The following is a 21,431-nucleotide window of genomic DNA, read 5'->3' on the forward strand; positions in this document are numbered from 1 at the left end:
AATAAAACAAGAATTAAAAATATTGTGATGAACTTGTTCAATAGTTAATTTTTTTAGTGAAGCACTTAATTATCTGTAGATTTTATTATTTGTTAAAAATGAAAAAATCTATTAATAAGATTTTTTTTTCAATACATTAAATCTTAATTTTGAAATCCTAAAGGGCACTAATCCTAATAAACACAATTACTTTGAATACCGATAAAAAATTTGATAAGGAAGCCTTAAAGTCCCTCTTGTTTTCAAGAGATAATTTGAATTTTAATATTCATAATTTAGGATATTTACCAAGATGGATAATAGTAATTATTGATCTATCCATTCTCTTATTAGCCTTTTTTTTTACAAAGTTTATTATCAACGGTATGGGATTGCCGTATATTTATTTAGGCAATAAATCTCTTTATGTTTTTTCTCTTATTGGATTCAACTTATTTGCATTTTGGCTTTTCAGAACTTATTCTGGAATTATAAGACACTCTTCCTTTATTGATGCAGTGAAATTATTATTTTCGCAATTATTAGTGTTTGTAGTTTTTTTGTCGTCAAATATAATTTATGATCAAATTTATGACGATAAGATTTTCTTAAATACAGCACTTTTTATAAACATGGTACTTTCTTTTTGTGGATTGTTTTTGTATCGTGTTATCGTAAAACAAGTATTCGAGCTATATTTTTCTGAGAAATACAATGTCAAATTATCTCGAACAATCATATACGGAACAGATGCTAATGCAATATCAATTGCTAATGCACTGAAGTTTGAAACTCCAACTCGATTTAAGATTGTGGGTTTTGTTGACAAAAACAATCAGAACGCCTCTAAAAGGATGTTAGATTTACCGATATTGGTTCAAAAGAAAAAGCTACCCACTTTAATGCGCTCTATAGGTGCAGAAGCGGTGATTATTGCAGACAAAAGTTTGACAAAAGAGGAACAATTGGTTATAATTGATCAATGTTTAGAATTCAATTACAAAGTCTACATCGTACCTTTGATTACCAACTGGGAAAACCAAAAAGAAATCTCTCAAAAAGTAAAAACAATACAAATTGAGGATTTGTTAGATAGAAAACCAATTGTACTTGACAGCAAACTAATATCAAAACAATTAAAAGAAAAAACGATTTTAATTACTGGTGCTGCCGGTTCGATAGGAAGTGAAATCGCAAGACAAGTTTTGCTTTTTAAACCTAAAAAAATTATTCTTTTAGATCAAGCAGAAACCCCTTTGCATCATTTGCAATTAGAAACAGAACTTTTAAACTCGACTACAAAAATTATTTCTTTAGTGGCAGATATAAGAAATAAAGAGGCGATGAATACTGTTTTTAAAAAATACACTCCACAAGTTGTTTTTCATGCTGCAGCATATAAGCATGTTCCTTTGATGGAGCAAAATCCTTCACAAGCTATTCTGACAAATATTGAAGGGACGAAAAATATAGCAGACTTATCTTGTTTGTATAAAGTCAATAAATTTGTAATGGTTTCTACAGATAAGGCTGTGAATCCGAGTAATGTTATGGGAGCTAGCAAAAGAATTGCCGAAAAATACGTACAATCATTACATGCTGCAAATCAAAAAATAGAAGGAGAAAAGGTTACAAAATTTATCACGACTCGTTTTGGTAATGTATTAGGATCTAATGGATCTGTAGTGCCTTTATTTACTAAACAAATTGCAGCAGGTGGTCCTGTTACCATCACACATGCAGACATAATTAGGTATTTTATGACTATTCCTGAGGCTTGTCAATTAGTTTTAGAGGCAGGCGCAATGGGGAACGGAGGCGAAATTTATATTTTTGACATGGGAAAACCGGTTAAAATTATAGATTTAGCGAGAAAGATGATTAAACTAGCTGGTTTTATCCCTGAAAAGGATATTAAAATTAAAATAGTTGGTTTAAGACCTGGTGAGAAATTATATGAAGAATTACTAAATGATACTTCAAAAACATTGCCTACTTATCATGAGAAAATTATGATTGCCGAAGACATTCAAGATGATTTTGAAACGTTAAAAAAGGATATCGACGATTTGATTCATAAGGCCAATTTCTTCGGAAAAGAAGATGTTGTCATGCAGATGAAAAAAATTGTTCCCGAATTTAAAAGTATGAATTCTACATTTCAATTGTTAGATAAATAAGAGAAAAATATAAATTGTTACATAGTGAAGTTCACAGAGTTTTTTCTTTGTGAACTTTTTTTATTTTTGAAAAGAGTTAATATATTGTTGTTTTATTAAATAGCAAGAAGTAGTAATTTCAATTTATTCTAAACTCCTATATTTAAATCTTTAGAATAGAAAAATTAATAAATGCGAATTATTCAATTAATAGATTCATTAGAAGCAGGAGGTGCAGAACGGATGGCGGTAAGCTATGCTAATGCTTTGTCTAAAGAAATTGAATTTTCAGGTTTAATTACAACTCGGAAACAGGGTCCTCTTGTGAATTTGATCGAAAAGGAAGTTGCTTATTTTTTTTTAAACAGAAAAAGTACGCTAGATATCGCTTCCTTATTTAGACTGCGTTCCTACATTAAAAACAATAATATTACAATTGTTCAGGCACATTCTTCTTCTTTCTTTTTGGCTTTTTTACTCAAATTAGTTTATCCTCGTGTACAATTAATTTGGCACGATCATTATGGGAATAGTGAATTCTTATCTAAAAGACCTACGCGAGTTTTAAGAGTGCTAATTCCGTTTTTTTTAGGAGTGGTAGTGGTCAATAATAATCTTAAAAGTTGGTGTAAACAGCGATTAAAAACAGCAAATATTATTTTCCTTCCTAATTTTGTGGGATGTGAAAATAAAACCCCTTCGGAAACTATTTTAAAAGGAATTGCTGGTAAGAGAATAGTATGTCTCGCTAATTTAAGAAGTCAAAAAAATCATTATTTTTTGATTGAAGTAGCCAAAAAGCTAAAAATTTCTCATCCTGATTGGACTTTTCATTTGGTAGGTAAAGATTTCTTAGATGATTATTCTCGTGAAATTAAGGCTTTAATAGTCGCTTCTAATTTAGAAAAAAAGGTGTTCCTTTACGGCAGTAAGCAAGATGTTGGAAATATTATAGATCAGGCTTCCATTTGCATTCTTACCTCGAAATCAGAAGGATTACCAGTTTCACTTTTAGAATACGGTTTGCATAAAAAGCCTGTTGTTGTTACTAATGTTGGCGATGTTTCTACAGTGATTCAAAAGGATGTAAATGGCTTTCTTGTAGAGTCGGATCAAATCGAGGTTTTTTACGACTCGATTGTAAAGTTGATTGCAAATGATAAATTACAAATATACTTTGGTTTGGCACTCTACAAAACAATTGTGGAGAATTACAGTGAAGAGTCCGTGATTAAAATATATATAAATTGGTTGCAAAATAGTTGTAAATGAAAAAAGAGGATCAATCTTATCTTTATTTAATACTTTTCCATGTAGTTGTGGGCGCATTAGGATTTATAGTTCCTTTTACCTCAAAGATATATGGATATTCTATTTTTATTTTTGGACTATATTATATTATTAAAAATAAAAATAGAAATAACGAAGCACTTATTGCAGCTGCTTATGTTGTTGGGAGTGAAGTATTCTTGAGAATGACTGATGGGAATCCGCTGTATGAGATTTCTAAGTATGGTGTGATTGTTTTTATTTTATTAGGAATGTATTTTAGTAGTTTTTCTAAACAAGCTCTCCCATATTGGATATTTCTTCTTCTATTAGTTCCTAGTATTATTATTTCTACTTATGCCTTAAATTTTGATACAAATATTCGTAAAGCAATCGCTTTTAATATTTCAGGTCCCGTTTGTCTAGGAGTAGCTTCTTTATATACTATGGGAAGGAAAATTTCATTAGATGAAATAAATACGGTTTTACTCAGTATGGGCTTGCCTATCTTAAGTTGTGTGATATATTTAATTTTATACACACCCAATCTTCAAGAAGTCATAACAGGTACAGAATCTAATTTTGAAACCTCTGGAGGTTTTGGTCCTAACCAAGTAGCTACTATTTTGGGATTAGGAATGTTTATATTTTTTTCACGATTCATATTGGATTCTAAAACCAAATTGCAAATCATAATTAACTTATTTATTGCTCTTAATATTATGTATCGTGGGATGTTGACTTTTTCACGAGGCGGAATGATTACGGGTTTTTTAATGATTCTTTTATTACTAATATTTTTATATTTTAAATCAAATCAAGCTGGAAAGTTTAAATTGAGTTATATTATGGTTTTCTTAGGTTTTGCTATGATGGCAACTTGGACCTATACTTCATTTCAAACCGACGGATTAATTAATAAACGATATTCCAATCAAGATGCCGCCGGAAGAGTCAAAGAAAGTCAATTTACGGGTCGAGAAGAAATAGCTAGAAGTGAAATTGATATTTTTTTAAAAAATCCTATTTTTGGTGTTGGCGTAGGGAAAGGTACCGAAGTTCGTAAAGCAGAAACCGGTATAAAAGCGGCATCTCATGATGAGATAACTCGTATGCTGGCCGAACATGGTACTTTGGGTATATTTGCCTTATTGATTTTGGTAGTTACCCCTTTGGTTTTATTTTTGCAGAATAATTTCAATATGTTTTTATTGTGCTTTGTTTTTTTCTGGTTTTTAACAATCAATCATGCTGCAATGAGGATAGCCGCACCCGCATTCGTTTATTCCTTAGCACTATTAAATGTGCAGTTGGGTTTACCCAAAAAACGGATTCCAAGCAATTAGATGATTTTACTTTGGTTAAAAGGAATTATTAGTCTTAACTTTAGCTAAAGCCTAACCTAATATTATTATAAAAACAAACTATGTTTTCAGTAGATAAAATGCATTTTGAAATATCAGAACGAAAGATGATTTTGCGTCTTTTTGACGTTCTGTTTGTTTTGTCCGCATTATTTATTACTTCAAAAGTTTTTGATTTCGATTATTTTGTGATCTCCAGCACCAATTATTATTGGACTATTGTTTTAGCAATTTACATTAATGCATTTGGTACTATTTTCGAAATGTATAATTTGCAAGTAGCGAGTAATCAGTTTCAAGTTCTAAAAAGTACGCTTATTACTGTTTCAACAACCGTATTGGTTTATCTATTAACTCCTTTTTTTTCACCACAACTACCTAGCAGTCGGCTACAAATTTTATTGTTTTTTATCGTAATGTTTTTGGCATTAGTGATTTGGCGTATGTTGTATGTTAATTTTCTGGCCTCCACCCGTTTTTTTCAAAAAGCAATATTAATATGCGACCAAGATCAAGTTCAAGAGTTGATTTTAGGACTTGAAAATATAGATCCTCATTACAAAATAATTGGTTTCGTTAATACAGATGCATTCGAGAGTGAAATAAGAGATTATCATTATGTTCAAAATATTAAGACAGAGGATTTATTCACTTTCGTGAAAGAAAATAGTGTCTCCGAAATTGTTATTGCCTCTCAAAAAACAGAAGGCATCACGCCTGAATTATACCAACATTTATTACATTTATTAGAGTCTGGAAGTATTATTAGAGAATACACTCAAGTTTATGAAAGTAAAACGCAACGAATCCCGGTGCAATATATGTCTAGAGATTTTTACCGTTTTTTTCCATTTAGTCGAAGCAATCAAAATAAATTATACCTATTAATTGCTCGCGCTTTTGAGATTGTAATTTCGTTGTCTGGATTGCTAATCGGGTTGTTTTTATTGCCATTAATAGTGTTTGGGAATGCCATAGGAAATAGAGGACGTTTGTTTTATACACAAGAAAGAGTAGGTAAAGACGGAGTCGTTTTTGAAATCTTGAAATTTCGAACTATGGTAAAAAATGCTGAAACAAACGGAGCTGTTTTTACGTCATCTAATGATACAAGAATAACTGTTTTTGGCAAATTTTTACGCAAAACCAGAATAGATGAATTTCCGCAATTTATAAATATTTTGAAAGGGGAAATGGGTGTAATTGGTCCACGTCCGGAGCGTCCTTTTTTTGTCAAAGAAATTGCCGAAATAATGCCCTTTTATGAAACTAGACATATAATTAAGCCAGGTCTTACGGGTTGGGCACAAGTAAATTATTCTTATGGAGAAACGATTGATGACAGTTTGATAAAGTTACAATACGATCTTTATTACATCAAACACCGTAGTATCTATTTAGATATGAATATTGCTTTTAAGACTATAACAACCGTTTTATTCTATAGAGGTCAATAATTGGCTCTATTTCTAAAGCGTCTTAAATGATTATGGGAATTCTCTTTTTATTTTGAATCGCTATTCTCACTAAAAGAATCCCGTTTGTAATTACTAACGGTAATACTAAAATAAAATGCACTTTGTTAATGATAAAAAACAAATAAACAACCAAGCAAATTATATTTATAAGCGCCAATCTATAAATAGCTTTTTTATCTTTTTTCCAATAAAAATAGAGTAATGCTAATAAAGAAGGGTTAAACAACAATATATTATAATTGTATCCCAATTCTAAATGTTGAGAGTAAAAGCCAACGAAAGCAAAGAAAAAACCAATTACAGCTATAATGCTGAGGTAGAATAAACTCACACTTTTTTTATTTATAAAAACGATAAACATAAGAAACAGTATATACGTATAAGGATTGTTCCACCAAGAAAATGGTGTTTCATTTTTAAATTCTAATACGGTTTTGTTGATGGGAGCTAGTAAGTGATTTTGAAAAGTAGCTTTTTTGAGACTTTTTTGCAGTTCTAAAGGTAAAAAAAGTTCGGTTCCCATCTTGTCAACTTTTCTTCCAAAAATAACACTTGTTCCAAGTTTTTCATAAAAATGCCCATCGAAATAAGGGTATAAAATGGCTCTATAACTAGTATTAGTATCCTCTTTTTTTACTATAGCTTTAGTATTTAGGGTTTCATTAATGATATCAACTACCATAGAAGTACAATTTTTATCAATAAACTTATAAGTATAATGACTTTCTCCGGTAGACAAAGAAACAGTCAAGTTGTCAAATAGTTTTTGTTTCAAAGCTAGCGGAATATTAAGTTCCTGCTCATAAACAGATCTTTTTTCATATTGATATTCATTAATAAAGTCAGTATAGGAGTGGGCTACCGCAAAATACTGTAAATCTCCTTTAACGAATTTCATGACAAAATTCGGAGTATTAAAATCAAATGCGCCATAGTTATAAACGAAATCAAATGCATTTGCTGGATCTTCTACTCTTATAGCTGTATGACCAAAAAGGGAATAGGATTCATTTCCGGTTCCACATGTAATTACGCTAACATGCGCATCCTTTGAAAGAATCATGTTTTGTGCAAAACTGGTAATGGAAGTACATGAAAGTAATAGTAATAATGCAGTTGAAATTCTTTTTGCTGTAGAGAAATATTTAGACATATTAGTATGTTCTTAACCCAAAGGGTGAAATTAGTTTTTATAAAACAAGTAATGTTTTTTATCTTTTTTTGAATTTATATACATGCACAAAAATACAAAAACACTTTCTGTATTGTAAAGTTTAAGTAAATGAATATTAATTTCTAAACATTCCCAAATCTACTTTTATTGAAAAAACATTAGAATACAATGCAGCACTTTGATTGCCTAAATCTGTTAATGCGTAATCGATTTGAATCCCTTTATATTTAAATCCCAATCCAATATTGGGTTGAAAACCTATTTTTTCTGTGTAATCTAATTGTTGTACTTTCTGAAAATTACCAACTCCAGCTCTTACAAAAACTAAATCAGTATATCCAAATTCCAGGCCCAATGCAGGATCAATGCTAACTAAGTTGGTCGAAATAAGATCATTGGTTTTATTAAATTGCATGTTCATATTGGCTGCGGCCAAAATGCTATAATCGGATCTAATGATAAATTTTTTGGCTATTCCTAATTGTGCTTTAGGAGCTGTGATTTCAGTACTTTCTGGTAAATCTTGGTTTTCTCCAGGAATAGCATTCGCTATTTTTTTATATTCCTTCTCGTCAATATTCCAAACATTATAGGTTGTTGTAATATCTCGAACGAGTAGTCCAAAGTGCCAATTGTTTTTCTCAAACTGAACTCCTGCATCAAAACCAAATCCCCATGAATTTGCAAATTTTCCTATAATTCGTCTAATTACTTTGGCGTTAACTCCATATTGAAAGCCAGGAACAGGAAGTTTTCTTGCATATGAAAATGTAAAACCATAATCTGCAGCAGAAAAAAGACTGATGCGATTGTAATCAATGTTTCCTTGACTGTCAATTAATTCGGTAGTGTTTAAAATGTCGTCAACGCCAAAACGGATTAAAGAAATGCCCCATGCACTGCGATTATCTATTGGACTTGCGTAGGCTAAATAGTCATATTGTGCTATGTTAGCAAAGTAGTTGGCGTGCATAAAAGACACTTGGTGATCTTTTAATTGTACTAAACCAGCTGGATTCCAATATCCAGAATTCACATCATTTGTCCAAGCCACAACAGCATTAGACATACCCAATGCTGCAGCATCTACACCAATATTCATAAACTCATTAGAGTATTTTCGAACGCTCTGACTGTAAGTAACTATGTTACTAAAAAGCAAGAGTAATATGACGCTTTTTTTCAAAGATTTTATTTTAAACGGGTATTATTTAAGTAAGCATCAAAAATATACTATTTATAGAGCATAATTCTTTCTTTTGGAAAATAATGCTTTACGAAATTGATTTTTCTTATCTGTTTTTACAATAAATGAATTATCTGTTAGTTAAAATAGAAACGTTTTTTGATGCTAATTAAAAACTCTAATAAAAAACGTACTTCTCATTCACTTATTATACTAAATTTGCCAACCTTGATGACATTTTCAATGGTGCTAGAGTAGATTTTTAAAATTTAAAAAATAAACTATGAATATTAAAAAACATATCCCCAATCTAATTACATTACTCAACCTTTTTTCGGGTTGTATTGCCTTGGTTTTTGCTTTTAACCAAGACTTTGAAATGGCCTTTTATTTTGTTTGTCTCGGAATATTTTTAGACTTTTTTGATGGCTTCTTTGCTCGATTGTTTCAAGTTTCTAGTCCACTTGGTTTGCAATTAGATTCTTTAGCAGACATGGTTACTAGTGGAGTAGTACCAGGTTTAGTGATGTTTCAAATGATGATCAGTCATTCATCACCTCTGGTTGCTGGACATCTGCAGATTTTTCCTTATTTAGGATTCATCATTGCTTTAGGATCATGTTACCGTTTGGCTAATTTTAATATTGATACTCGTCAGACCGATTCATTTATTGGTTTGCCAACACCCGCGAATGCTCTTTTTATTTTAAGTTTACCATTGGTATTGAAATATGCTGAATCCTTATTTGTTATTGAATTGCTGACAAATCAATGGTTTTTATTGGTAATTACTTTACTAAGCGCTTATATGCTAAATGCAGAAATACCATTATTTTCTTTAAAAATAAAGAAGTTTAGTTTTAAAGAAAATACGATTCAGATCGTCTTTTTAATACTGTCGCTGTTGTTGTTAATTTTCTTTCAATACTTAGGGATTCCTTTATTGATTCTTCTATACGTTTTGCTTTCAGTAATAAATAATAAAGTGCTCAAAAATTAGTTTGAATGGCAAAAAAAGTTGTTCGAAAGAGAACTGCGGCAGTCCGTAAACCTCAGAAAAAAACGAGTGTTTTTTCTGTAAAGTTTTTGCGGTATATCCTTGTAGCTTGCCTGTTAGCGCTAGTAATTGGTGTTGGTTTTCATTATCGCAATGGTTTTGCTTACTATTTAGGTTTTAAATCAAATAAAATAACCAAAGCAAATAGCGAAGAAAAACGAATTTCTGACGTTCGAAACTTTCAAGTTTTAGAGAAACACGAAGGCAAAAGTATCGGTATTGATGTTTCTGAGTATCAGGGAAATATAAATTGGTCGGATTTGGGTGTTTTAGAGAAAAAATATCCCTTAGATTTTGTTTTTATCCGTGCTACAGTGGGTAAGGACCGACAGGACTATCAGTTTAAAGAAAATTGGATTGGTGCCAAAGCTAATAAAATGATTCGAGGAGCTTACCATTATTACCGTCCAAATGAAAATTCATTAGAACAAGCCGAACTTTTTATTACCACGGTACGCCTTCAAAAAGGAGATTTGCCACCCGTTTTAGACATAGAAAGATTGCCTAAAAACCAATCTATTACTAATCTTAAAATTGGATTGAAAAGATGGTTAAAAGCGGTAGAGGCGCATTATGGAGTAAAACCTATTATTTATACAGGCGAGCGTTATTATGATGATTTTTTGAAAGAGGAGTTTTCCGATTATCTTTTTTGGATTGCAAATTATAACTTTTATAGAGAAGAAATTGGGGCCGATTGGCTTTTTTGGCAATTTACAGAGAAAGCAACACTGCCCGGTATTAAAGGGAATGTTGACGTAAATATTTATAATGGAGATTTAAAACAACTGCAGTTTATTACCGTAGATTAGGTTTTAATTATTTAAAGTGGCTAGGCTAAGAATAAGTAGTAATAAAATCAAAATTGCACTAACTGACATTGGATTAGCAAAGTTAATTGTCCAACCCATCCATTGAATTCTTTTAGGTGGAAAAATACGTTTGTCCTCTTTATTATAATAAAAAATTCCCAAAATCCAATTAGAAGGATCTTGATGCCACTGTCTTTTAGTTTCTTCTGAAGGTTCGTTTTCTGAATTCATAAAGTGGAAGATATAACGGTTATTAATAAAAATTGAACACTAGAACTCTAGTTTTTTCTTTCTCAATTCGAAATTTTGTCCTAGATAAACACGACGTACCATTTCATCTTCTACCAGTTCTTCTGGAATTCCAGCTTTCAAGATTCCACCTTCAAACATTAAGTAAGTTTTGTCTGTAATGGCCAAGGTTTCTTGTACGTTATGGTCTGTTATAAGAATTCCTATGTTTTTATTTTTTAATTGGGCTACAATACGTTGAATGTCTTCTACGGCAACTGGATCAACACCTGCGAATGGTTCGTCTAATAATATGAATTTAGGATCTGTAGCAAGACAACGAGCAATTTCTGTACGACGGCGCTCTCCTCCAGAAAGTAAATCGCCACGGTTGGTGCGAATATGCTCTAAACTAAACTCGTCTATCAAGCTTTCCATTTTTGCAACTTGTTCCGCTTTAGATAATTTTGTTAGTTGTAAAACACTAAGGATATTGTCCTCAATACTTAATTTTCTAAAAACAGAAGCCTCTTGTGCTAGATATCCAATTCCTTGTTGGGCTCTTTTGTACATTGGATAATCTGTTATGTTGAGATCATCTAAATAAATATTACCCGAATTTGGTTTTACTAAGCCAACAATCATATAAAAAGAAGTGGTTTTTCCGGCACCGTTAGGACCTAAAAGCCCAACGATTTCCCCTTGATTTACTTCTACCGAAATGCCTTTTACAACACTACGTCCTTTATAAGTTTTAATTAGATTTTCGGCTCTTAATTTCATGTTTTTAGGTTTAATCGTTAACTAAAAACCAAAGAAACGAAATTCGCTTCTTTGGTTTTAGTTTTTAACTTCAATTTTTGAATTTTCTACGGAAAAAATTTTCTAATTATTTTCTAATGCTTCCCAAAATTCATAGGCTCTTCTTAAATGAGGCACCACTATAGTTCCGCCCACAAGTGTTGCAATTCCCATAGCTTCCATCATTTCTTCTTTGGTAACGCCTTCTTTAAAACTAGTTTCTAAATGATATTTTACGCAATCATCACAACGTAAAACGGCTGAAGCTACTAATCCTAGTAATTCTTTTGTTTTTACATCTAATGCGCCTGCTGCGTATGCATTGGTGTCTAGATTAAAGATTCTTTTTACGATTTTATTATTGTCTGCCAATAATTTTTCGTTCATCTTTGAACGGTATTCATTGAATTCTTCTATTATATCAGCCATTTATTTTGTTTTTATTTTTTACTACTATTTTAGAGATTATGATACTTGCTTCATAAATGATAAGCATAGGTATTGTTACGATTACTTGACTTACTACGTCTGGAGGGGTAACAATTGCAGCAACGATTAAGATGACAATTACGGCATATTTCCAATATTTTCTTAAAAATTGTGGAGTTACAAGTCCTAATTTAGTCAAGAAATAAATGATAATTGGTAACTCAAAAAATAAACCACAAGCAATAACACTAGTTTTTACCATTCCAATATAGGAATCTACACTAAATTGGTTTTTTACAACATTACTTATAGTAAATGTGGCAAAGAAATTAACCGACATAGGCACTATCACAAAATAACCAAATAATACACCTAAAAAGAAAAGCAAAGAGGATGAAAATATAAATAACTTTGCATTTTTCTTTTCTGCTGTATATAAAGCTGGGCTGATAAATTTCCAAACTTCCCATAATATGAATGGAAATCCAAGAATGAATCCTGCCGTAATACAAGTCCAAATCAAAACATTGATCTGACCTTCCATATTCGTATTTTGAATGATAAAGGGCATTTCAGTTACGCATATTGTTTCACCAAAACCCAATTGGTTGGATAAGTCACAAAAAAAGCGATAAGTCACAAAATTGGGACTTGTAGGCCCAAAAATGATCACATCAAAAATATAATCACTTACAAAAAAAGTGAAAGTGGCCAAAATTAATATGGCAATTGTGCTTCGAACCAATAACCATCTTAATTCTTCAAGATGGTCTAAAAACGACATTTCGTTTAAGTTTTTTTTAGCCATTATACGATTCCTTCTTTTAAAATATCATGTAAGTGTAATACGCCTTTGTAGTCCCCATTATCTACTACTACTAATTGAGTAATAGAGAAATCCTCCATTATGTTTAATGCTTCCACAACCATAGCTTCAGATGTTGTTATTTTTGGATTGATTGTCATAATGTCTTTTGCAGTCAAATCGGCAAAAGTATCTATGTCATTTAACATTCGCCTAATATCACCATCAGTTATAATGCCTATCACCTTATCATTTTCGACTACTGCAGTAACTCCTAATCGTTTTTCTGAAATTTCAAAAATTACTTTTTTTATAGAAGCTTCTGGTGCAACCATAGGTTTTAAGCTGTGTTCTAACATGTCTTTTACGCGTAGTAAAAGTTTTTTTCCTAAAGCACCTCCTGGATGATAAACAGCAAAATCTTCTGGTTTAAAATCGCGCATTTCCATAAGACAAACAATAAGCGCATCACCCATTACTAATTGTGCCGTGGTGCTATTTGTAGGAGCTAAGTTGTTTGGACAAGATTCTCCATCTACTGTAGTATTTAATACAATATCAGAACCTTTGGCTAAAAACGAAGTCATGTTTCCCGTTATTGCAATAAGTGTGTTTCCAAATCTTTTTAATAAAGGAACCAATACTTTTATTTCTGGACTGTTACCGCTTTTTGAAATGCAAATAATTACATCTTCACTTTGAATCATGCCTAAATCGCCATGTATAGCTTCGGATGCGTGCAAAAAAAGTGCTGGAGTGCCAGTAGAATTGAATGATGCAACCATTTTTTGTGCAATAATAGCACTCTTTCCTATACCCGTTACTACTAATCTTCCTTTAGAATTGTAGATTTTTTGTACGGCCTCTATAAAGTTTGCATCCACAAAGTCAGCTAGTTTGGCAATAGATTCACTTTCAGATAGGATTGTTTTTTTGGCGCTAGCCAATATATTTTCTTTAGTAATCAAAACAGAATAATTAAAATTTGTATGTGTAAAAGAAATTTGTACCTTTAGGTGTTGCAAATTTATACAAAATACCACATAATCAAGAATGAATCCAAACGAAATTGACATACATAAAGAATTAAAGAAGTATTTTGGCTTTAGCCAATTCAAAGGATTGCAGGAACAAGTCATAAAAAGTATACTGAATCCACAGAATACCTTTGTGATTATGCCTACTGGAGGCGGTAAATCACTTTGTTATCAATTACCAGCTTTAATTCGAGAAGGGACTGCAATAGTAGTTTCTCCTTTGATTGCTTTAATGAAAAATCAAGTCGATGCCATCCGAAGTTTGTCTTCAGAAAACGGAATTGCTCACGTTTTAAATTCTTCCCTTACCAAAACAGAGATTGCTCAAGTAAAAAAAGACATTACTTCTGGATTGACAAAGTTGCTTTATGTAGCACCAGAATCGTTGACTAAAGAAGAGTATGTGAGTTTTCTTAAAAATGTAACGATATCTTTTGTAGCAATTGACGAAGCCCATTGTATTTCGGAATGGGGACATGATTTTAGACCAGAGTATAGAAATCTAAAACATATAATTAAACAATTAGGAGATGTTCCTATTATTGGTTTAACCGCAACTGCTACTCCAAAAGTTCAAGAAGATATCTTGAAAAATCTAGATATGACTGATGCGACAACTTTTAAAGCCTCATTCAATAGACCTAATTTATATTACGAAGTACGCACCAAAACAAAAAATATTGAATCGGATATTATTCGTTTCATCAAACAACATAAAGGCAAATCAGGAATTATTTATTGCTTGAGTCGCAAAAAAGTAGAAGCAATTGCTGAGGTTTTGCAAGTCAACGGAATAAGTGCTGTTCCTTATCACGCCGGTTTAGATGCTAAAACTAGAGCCAAACATCAAGATATGTTCCTGATGGAAGATGTAGATGTTGTTGTGGCTACTATCGCATTCGGTATGGGAATTGATAAACCAGATGTGCGTTTTGTAATTCATCATGATATTCCAAAATCATTAGAAAGTTATTACCAGGAAACTGGTCGTGCAGGAAGAGATGGTGGTGAAGGGCATTGTCTTGCCTATTACTCTTATAAAGATGTAGAAAAGCTAGAAAAATTCATGTCTGGCAAACCTGTTGCTGAACAAGAAATAGGTTTCGCTTTATTGCAAGAAGTGGTGGCTTATGCCGAAACTTCGATGTCAAGAAGAAAGTTCCTACTTCATTATTTCGGAGAAGAATTTGATGACATAACTGGCGAAGGTGCCGATATGGATGATAATGTTCGCAATCCGAAAACCAAAATTGAAGCTAAAGATCAAGTCGTAAAACTGTTACAAGTTGTACGCGATACCAAACATTTATATAAATCAAAAGAGGTTGTCTTTACCTTAATAGGACGCGTAAACGCAGTTATAAAAGCACATAGAACAGATGTCCAATCTTTTTTTGGGTGTGGAGCAAGCTATGATGAAAAGTATTGGATGGCATTGTTAAGACAAGTTTTAGTTGCTGGATATTTATCTAAAGATATTGAGACTTATGGAATTGTGAAAATTACAGATAAAGGATTAGACTTTATTAAAAACCCGCAATCTTTTATGATGTCTGAGGATCACGAATACAACGAAACGGTTGACGAAGCTATTGTTACTGCTTCTAAATCATCGGCAATTGCAGATGAAGTTTTGATGGGTATGCTTAGGGATTTAAGAAAAAAAGTAGCTAAGAAAGTGGGCGTTCCTCCGTTTGTAGTTTTTCAAGATCCTTCATTGGAAGATATGGCATTGAAATATCCTATTTCTCAAGAAGAAATGATTAATATTCATGGTGTTGGAGAAGGTAAAGCTAAGAAATATGGTAAAGAATTTCTGGAGTTAATCAGTCGCTATGTTGAAGAAAATGACATTATAAGGCCAGAGGATCTAGTTGTTAAGTCTACTGGAGTAAATTCTGTAAACAAGCTTTATATTATACAAAATATAGATCGTAAATTACCTCTTAATGATATTGCTTCTGCAAAAGGGATCAATATGGATGCTTTAATCAAAGAAATGGAGCAAATTGTTTATTCAGGTACAAAACTGAATATTAAATACTGGATTGATGATATGCTTGATGAAGATCAGCAAGAAGAAATTCATGATTATTATATGGAATCGGAGTCTGATAGCATTGAATCAGCGTTGAAAGAATTTGATGGCGATTATGATCTTGATGAATTGCGATTAATGCGTATCAAGTTTATTAGTGAAGTGGCAAATTAAGATATCATATTATATAAAAAAGAACCAAATTTAAACATTATATCATGTTGAAATTTGGTTCTTTTTTATTGGATATTATCCTTCATAAACTTCTCCTCGATGTGGTTTCAAAGTGTCACGAACAGCAATCATATTTTCTTCATTTACTACCATAAAGGCAATAGCAAACATTTCGCTGATTATTTCAAAACCCGTAATATCTAACGGAAATTTTTCAATGGCGATGTATTCTTTTAAATGAATTTCATGGTGCTCAGCTGTTTTTGAGGAAGCAGGTCCACGGAAATCCCAAATTAATTTTATTTTTCGAGACATATTTATAGAAATTATATAAGTTGTTATGTTTTAATTGCCAAAGTTACAAAGTCTATTTTAAAAAAGCATTTCTCATTCAATAACTAATTTCACTTCAAAATACTACTTTTGTACTTTGTTTTCAATATTTGAATAAACTGATTGAGAAAATAAAGATTAAAAAATAAAAAATGCCACAAGAACTTCTTTTACAAGTTACTCCCGAAATAGCAGCCAACGAATTGTTGCTAAAAGACTATTTGGCGAAACATATTAAAGTTTCGGTCAATGAAATTCAGCATGTCTCTATTTTGAAGCGTTCCGTAGACGCACGTCAGAAATCTATAAAAATAAATTTAAAAGTATCGGTTTATTTAAAAGGAGAACCTTTTCATGAAACTGAATTTAGGCTTCCTGATTATAAAAATGTTTCTAATGCGCAAGAAGTAATCGTTGTTGGAGCAGGTCCAGCTGGATTATTTGCTGCTTTACAGTTAATAGAACTTGGGCTTAAGCCAGTTGTAATTGAACGAGGTAAAGAGGTTCGCGGTCGCCGTCGTGATCTAAAAGCTATTAATGTAGATCATGTGGTAAACGAAGATTCTAATTATTGTTTTGGTGAAGGTGGCGCAGGTACCTATTCTGATGGAAAACTATATACGCGCTCTAAAAAACGAGGTGATGTCACCCGAATTTTGGAATTGTTTGTAGCTTTTGGTGCTACTCCAGATATTCTAGTAGACGCACATCCGCACATTGGAACCAATAAGTTACCTCAAATTATTCAGGATATTCGAGAGAAAATTATTGAATTTGGTGGGCAAGTTTTATTCGAAACTAAGTTAACAGATATTTTAATTAAAAATAATGAAGTTCAAGGAATAGTTACTCACAAAGGAGAAACTATTCTGGCTAATAAATTAATTCTTGCAACGGGACATTCCGCTCGTGATATTTATGAATTATTAGATAAAAAGAAAGTATTCATAGAAGCAAAACCTTTTGCATTGGGAGTAAGAGCGGAGCATCCACAATCCTTGATTGATAGTATTCAGTACAGTTGTGATTATCGTGGCGAGCATTTGCCTCCAGCTCCATATTCTATTGTGAAGCAGGTTAATGGTCGTGGGATGTATTCTTTTTGTATGTGTCCAGGTGGTGTTATAGCGCCTTGTGCAACAAGTAAGGGTGAAGTAGTTACGAATGGTTGGTCTCCGTCTAAACGAGATCAGGTTACGGCTAATTCCGGAATTGTAATCGAATTAAAATTAGAAGATTTTAAACCTTTTGCTAAATTTGGTGCTCTGGCTGGAATGGAATTCCAAAAAAGTATTGAGCAAAAAGCATGGCATTTAGCCGGGGAAACTCAAAAAGTACCAGCACAACGAATGATCGATTTTACTCAAAACCGAGTGTCTTCAGATATACCCAAAACATCATACGTTCCTGGAACTACATCTATAGAAATGGGACAAGTTTTTCCTGGTTTTTTAACTCAAATTTTAAGAGAAGGCTTTACAGAATTTGGCAAATCAATGCGTGGATATCTTACAAACGACGCCGTTCTTCATGCGCCAGAATCTAGAACTTCATCACCGGTGCGTATCCCAAGAGATATTTATTCGTATGAACATTTACAAATAAAGGGGTTATATCCGTGTGGAGAAGGAGCAGGTTATGCTGGCGGTATCATATCAGCGGCTATAGATGGTGAAAAATGCGCTTTAATGATTGCTGCCACTTTAAAGAAACAATAGAATTAACTAAAAACGAATTTCTTTTAAAAGTAAATTTGTTAAATAAAAAGTATAAAAAAACCGTCTTACTGTTTTGTGAGACGGTTTTATTCGTTTATTTCTTTTTGTTTTTTAATCGATCTTTGAATAATTTTTCAAATTTCTCTATTTTAGGCTGTATCACTAATTTGCAATAAGGCTCACTTTTATTATTAGCATAATAGTTTTGTTGATAATTTTCTGCTTTGTAAAATTGTTTCAAAGGTTCTAATGTGGTTACAATGGGACTATCGTAAACTTTTGCTTTTTTGAGTGCATTTATTATAGATTGAGCTGCAAGTTTTTGTTCTTCGTTTTTATAAAAAATAGCAGATCGATATTGAGTTCCTACATCAGCACCTTGACGATTGAGTGTTGTTGGATCGTGTACTGTGAAAAAAACATTGAAAATTTCATCTAAATTAGTGGTGTTTTTATCAAAGGTAATTTGTACAACTTCTGCATGACCCGTTTTTCCAGTACATACTTCTTCGTAAGTTGGATTTACAGTTGTTCCTCCCGCATATCCTGAAACAACTGATTTCACTCCATCTAAGTTTTCATAAATAGCTTCAACACACCAATAGCAACCACCAGCTAAAGTAATGGTTTCAATAGAAGATTGTTTTGTGTTTTTATCGGAGTTATTTTTCTGTGCAAACAAACTTGAGCTCGCAAGCACAAATACTAGTAATAGCTTTTTCATATTATTTAGAATCAGGTACAAAGTCAAGTGCAATAGAGTTCATGCAATATCTTTTTCCGGTTGGTTCCGGTCCGTCATCAAATAGGTGACCTAAATGTCCGTGGCATCTTCCGCAAAGCACTTCTGTTCTTTGCATTCCTAAGGAATTGTCATTTTTAAAAACCACACTATTTCTGTTTTCTTGCTCAAAGAAACTTGGCCACCCACAAGTGCTAGAGAATTTTGCGCCAGAGCGAAATAATTTGTTGCCACAAGCTGCGCAATAATAAGTTCCTTTATCATCAGTGTTCCAATATTTTCCAGTAAATGGTCTTTCTGTATCGGCATTGCGCGATACTTCATAAACGTCTTCTGGTAAAACTTTTTTCCATTCGGCATCCGTAACTTTTAGTTGCGTTGTATCCGTGTTAGAATAATAAGGGTTTCCTGGTTTTTTGATCGTATTTTCCATAGTTATACTTTTTTTTATATCTTTTTGCTTTGCAGATGTTTGGCCACAAGCAGTGAACATGAATAAAGGAAGCAAAAATAAGAGACTTAAAAAATGGGTTATTGTTTTCATAATTATTGTATTGTTGATTTTAAAATTAGCAGAGTTTATCTCTAGTATTTGTTTTAGAATTCATTCGTGCTAACGCTTACTTTAATACAAATGTAAAGCCTTGCTCGGTTTTTATAACCCTCTCGCTTTGTAATTTAATAATGATTTAAGTAAGGTTTAACTATTTCTATTTACGTCTAAAGACTTGTTTTGGTTTTAGAAATAATAAAAAAGTAGTTGTTGTAGAACTGTTTTACTCTTATTGATATTATTATGGTTTCTATTAATCTCAAAAATGGTAGGATATTTAGATTTTTTAGAAAATGGTACTTTAAATTAATCTTCTAATTTAATAGGTAATAGTACTGTTTTTCAATTCGTGTCATGATGCAGTTGTTGTTGCGGCAAATTTAATTTGTTGTGTGTTTTATAATAGATTTAGTTTTAAGAAGTATGGGATAATTCGAGAATTAATTGAATGAAATATTTGTTCAACTTGAACAAAATGAAACAGAACGTTAAAGCCTAGATCCCTAATTTTCTTTTTTGTATTTTTGGCAGGAAATACATTTATATGACAGAAGAAAACGTAATCTTAGTTAATGAAAATGATGAGCAAATAGGATTAATGCCTAAGCTTGAGGCGCATGAAAAAGCAGTTTTGCATCGTGCCTTTTCTGTTTTTGTATTGAATAGTAAAAACGAAATCATGTTGCAGCAACGTGCACATCAAAAATATCATTCTCCTTTATTGTGGACAAATACCTGTTGCAGTCATCAACGCGATGGGGAAACAAATATTCAAGCAGGAAGCAGACGTTTGTTTGAAGAAATGGGTTTTAAGACAGAACTTAAAGAGCTTTTTCATTTTATTTACAAAGCTCCTTTTGATAATGGTTTAACCGAGCACGAATTAGATCATGTCATGATTGGCTATTATAATGATGCTCCTGTAGTTAATCCTGAAGAAGTAGAAAACTGGAAATGGATGAAAATTGAAGAGGTTAAAACAGATATGTTGACTCATCCTGAATTATACACCGTTTGGTTTAAAATTATTTTTGACGAGTTTTATCATTTTCTAGAAGAAAATAAAAGTCCTTTGTCAATAGAAGAAAGATTCTAAAACAGCTAATTTATTCTATAATATGAAAGTTACTATTTCAAGAAAAGCACACTTTAACGCGGCACATAGATTACACAGGAAAGATTGGACTTTCGAACAAAATGATGCTGTGTTTGGTAAATGTAATAATCCTAATTTTCATGGACATAACTACGAATTGATCGTTAGTGTAACAGGTGCTATAGATCCTGAAACGGGTTATGTTATGGATGTCAAATTTTTGAGCGATATAATCAAAGAAGATGTTGAAAATCAATTTGACCATAAAAATCTAAATCTTGATGTTCCAGAATTTAAGGATTTAAACCCTACTGCTGAAAATATAGTAGTTGTAATTTGGGATAAAATTAGAAAAAAAATAAAACCAGAGTTTGATTTAGAAGTAGTTCTTTATGAAACTCCTCGTAATTTCGTAACGTATAAAGGAGAACAATGGAATTAAAAGTAGGAGATAAAATTCCGCATTTTACAGCAAAAGATGCGAATGGAGTAGATTTTGATAGTAATTCTATAGTTGGTCAAAAACCTTTAGTTATTTATTTTTATCCAAAAGATAATACGCCAGGATGTACTACTCAGGCCTGTAGTTTTAGAGATCAATACGAAGATTTTAAAGACCTAGGTGCTGAGGTTATAGGAATCAGCAGTGATAGTTCAGCTTCCCATCAAAAATTTAGTAGTCAATACAAATTGCCGTTTATTCTTTTGTCTGATTTAGATAAGAAAATAAGAAAATCATTTGGTGTTCCTTCTGGGATGTTTGGTTTGTTGCCAGGAAGAGTTACTTATGTTACCGATAAGGACGGAATTATTCAAATGATTTTTGATAGTATGTTAGCCGCAAAACACATTCCTAAGGCGTTAACAGCGATCAAAAAATTAGTATCCTAGATATAATGTATTAGCAATATTGAACGCTAAAGCTTTCTCGAACTTATTCGATTTATAATAATTGAATCAAATAGTATTGGTTGAATTTAAGATTGATTTTGCATCTTT

21 protein-coding genes are annotated in these 21,431 nt (G+C 32.1%); 11 read left to right on the plus strand and 10 right to left on the minus strand.

The features are described 5' to 3' along the window. Positions 1–191 precede the first annotated feature (191 nt). The 4 genes from J3S90_RS06905 (at position 192) to J3S90_RS06920 (ending at position 6,228) form a co-directional block, all read left to right on the plus strand. Entirely contained in the window at positions 192–2,159 is a 1,968-nt protein-coding gene (locus tag J3S90_RS06905; protein ID WP_394369402.1) for a polysaccharide biosynthesis protein, read from the plus strand. A gap of 171 nt (positions 2,160–2,330) precedes the next feature. Next, positions 2,331–3,410, plus strand: coding sequence for a glycosyltransferase family 4 protein (locus J3S90_RS06910; RefSeq protein ID WP_210645592.1), 1,080 nt, complete (start codon positions 2,331–2,333; stop codon positions 3,408–3,410). Next, positions 3,407–4,753: an O-antigen ligase family protein gene (locus tag J3S90_RS06915; protein WP_210645593.1), complete on the plus strand. Its 1,347-nt coding sequence runs from the start codon at positions 3,407–3,409 to the stop codon at positions 4,751–4,753. The genes J3S90_RS06910 and J3S90_RS06915 overlap by 4 nt, the downstream gene beginning before the upstream one ends. Before the next feature lie 80 nt (positions 4,754–4,833). Beyond that, positions 4,834–6,228, plus strand: coding sequence for an exopolysaccharide biosynthesis polyprenyl glycosylphosphotransferase (locus J3S90_RS06920; protein ID WP_210645594.1), 1,395 nt, complete (start codon positions 4,834–4,836; stop codon positions 6,226–6,228). Between the two features lie 22 nt (positions 6,229–6,250). Here J3S90_RS06920 and J3S90_RS06925 read toward each other — a convergent pair whose 3' ends face one another. Together J3S90_RS06925 and J3S90_RS06930 are read right to left on the minus strand one after the other, a co-directional pair. After that, positions 6,251–7,402 (minus strand): lipoprotein N-acyltransferase Lnb domain-containing protein, encoded by a 1,152-nt coding sequence (locus J3S90_RS06925; RefSeq protein ID WP_210645595.1) that lies wholly within the window; start codon positions 7,400–7,402, stop codon positions 6,251–6,253. 136 nt (positions 7,403–7,538) lie between these two features. Continuing rightward, a complete protein-coding gene (locus J3S90_RS06930) occupies positions 7,539–8,609 on the minus strand; it encodes a putative type IX sorting system protein PorV2 (RefSeq protein ID WP_449536178.1) in 1,071 nt (356 codons plus the stop codon). A 283-nt stretch (positions 8,610–8,892) separates the two neighbouring features. On the opposite strand from J3S90_RS06930, the gene J3S90_RS06935 reads away from it, so the two are divergent. Then, a complete protein-coding gene (locus J3S90_RS06935) occupies positions 8,893–9,609 on the plus strand; it encodes a CDP-alcohol phosphatidyltransferase family protein (protein ID WP_210645596.1) in 717 nt (238 codons plus the stop codon). Between the two features lie 5 nt (positions 9,610–9,614). Further along, positions 9,615–10,478, plus strand: coding sequence for a glycoside hydrolase family 25 protein (locus J3S90_RS06940; protein WP_210645597.1), 864 nt, complete (start codon positions 9,615–9,617; stop codon positions 10,476–10,478). Between the two features lie 3 nt (positions 10,479–10,481). On the opposite strand, the gene J3S90_RS06945 is transcribed toward J3S90_RS06940, so the two are convergent. The 5 genes from J3S90_RS06945 to J3S90_RS06965 all read right to left on the minus strand — a co-directional run bounded on the left by J3S90_RS06945 (position 10,482) and on the right by J3S90_RS06965 (position 13,709). After that, entirely contained in the window at positions 10,482–10,709 is a 228-nt protein-coding gene (locus tag J3S90_RS06945; protein ID WP_210645598.1) for a DUF5808 domain-containing protein, read from the minus strand. 39 nt (positions 10,710–10,748) lie between these two features. Beyond that, positions 10,749–11,489: an LPS export ABC transporter ATP-binding protein gene (lptB, locus tag J3S90_RS06950; RefSeq protein WP_188050060.1), complete on the minus strand. Its 741-nt coding sequence runs from the start codon at positions 11,487–11,489 to the stop codon at positions 10,749–10,751. A gap of 102 nt (positions 11,490–11,591) precedes the next feature. Then, on the minus strand, positions 11,592–11,936 hold the full coding sequence (locus J3S90_RS06955; protein WP_188050062.1) for a carboxymuconolactone decarboxylase family protein: 345 nt from the start codon (positions 11,934–11,936) through the stop codon (positions 11,592–11,594). Continuing rightward, complete coding sequence (tatC, locus tag J3S90_RS06960; RefSeq protein WP_188050063.1) at positions 11,929–12,744, minus strand: twin-arginine translocase subunit TatC; 816 nt, start codon at positions 12,742–12,744, stop codon at positions 11,929–11,931. Before tatC ends, J3S90_RS06955 begins: the two co-directional genes overlap by 8 nt. Then, a complete protein-coding gene (locus J3S90_RS06965; RefSeq protein ID WP_210645599.1) occupies positions 12,744–13,709 on the minus strand; it encodes a KpsF/GutQ family sugar-phosphate isomerase in 966 nt (321 codons plus the stop codon). Before J3S90_RS06965 ends, tatC begins: the two co-directional genes overlap by 1 nt. A gap of 85 nt (positions 13,710–13,794) precedes the next feature. Here J3S90_RS06965 and recQ point away from each other — a divergent pair, with 85 nt between their 5' ends. Next, entirely contained in the window at positions 13,795–15,990 is a 2,196-nt protein-coding gene (gene recQ, locus J3S90_RS06970) for a DNA helicase RecQ (RefSeq protein ID WP_210645600.1), read from the plus strand. Positions 15,991–16,065: 75 nt separating this feature from the next. On the opposite strand, the gene J3S90_RS06975 is transcribed toward recQ, so the two are convergent. Then, on the minus strand, positions 16,066–16,305 hold the full coding sequence (locus J3S90_RS06975) for a hypothetical protein (protein WP_210645601.1): 240 nt from the start codon (positions 16,303–16,305) through the stop codon (positions 16,066–16,068). 170 nt (positions 16,306–16,475) lie between these two features. On the opposite strand from J3S90_RS06975, the gene J3S90_RS06980 reads away from it, so the two are divergent. Then, the gene (locus tag J3S90_RS06980; protein WP_210645602.1) at positions 16,476–18,041 is read left to right on the plus strand and encodes an NAD(P)/FAD-dependent oxidoreductase; all 1,566 of its coding nucleotides are present in this window, start codon (positions 16,476–16,478) and stop codon (positions 18,039–18,041) included. Between the two features lie 94 nt (positions 18,042–18,135). Here J3S90_RS06980 and msrA read toward each other — a convergent pair whose 3' ends face one another. Beyond that, complete coding sequence (msrA, locus tag J3S90_RS06985; protein WP_210645603.1) at positions 18,136–18,765, minus strand: peptide-methionine (S)-S-oxide reductase MsrA; 630 nt, start codon at positions 18,763–18,765, stop codon at positions 18,136–18,138. A gap of 1 nt (position 18,766) precedes the next feature. Continuing rightward, a complete protein-coding gene (gene msrB / locus J3S90_RS06990) occupies positions 18,767–19,327 on the minus strand; it encodes a peptide-methionine (R)-S-oxide reductase MsrB (protein WP_210645604.1) in 561 nt (186 codons plus the stop codon). Between the two features lie 553 nt (positions 19,328–19,880). On the opposite strand from msrB, the gene idi reads away from it, so the two are divergent. The 3 genes from idi to J3S90_RS07005 are packed head-to-tail and all read left to right on the plus strand — an operon-like array spanning position 19,881 to position 21,323. Then, complete coding sequence (gene idi / locus J3S90_RS06995; protein WP_210645605.1) at positions 19,881–20,432, plus strand: isopentenyl-diphosphate Delta-isomerase; 552 nt, start codon at positions 19,881–19,883, stop codon at positions 20,430–20,432. A gap of 22 nt (positions 20,433–20,454) precedes the next feature. Then, complete coding sequence (locus tag J3S90_RS07000) at positions 20,455–20,874, plus strand: 6-pyruvoyl trahydropterin synthase family protein (protein ID WP_210645606.1); 420 nt, start codon at positions 20,455–20,457, stop codon at positions 20,872–20,874. After that, positions 20,865–21,323, plus strand: coding sequence for a peroxiredoxin (locus J3S90_RS07005; protein ID WP_210645607.1), 459 nt, complete (start codon positions 20,865–20,867; stop codon positions 21,321–21,323). Before J3S90_RS07000 ends, J3S90_RS07005 begins: the two co-directional genes overlap by 10 nt. Positions 21,324–21,431 lie beyond the last annotated feature (108 nt).

Origin of the sequence: Flavobacterium flabelliforme (assembly GCF_017948675.1) — a bacterium.
Classification (GTDB): Bacteria; Bacteroidota; Bacteroidia; order Flavobacteriales; family Flavobacteriaceae; genus Flavobacterium; species Flavobacterium pygoscelis.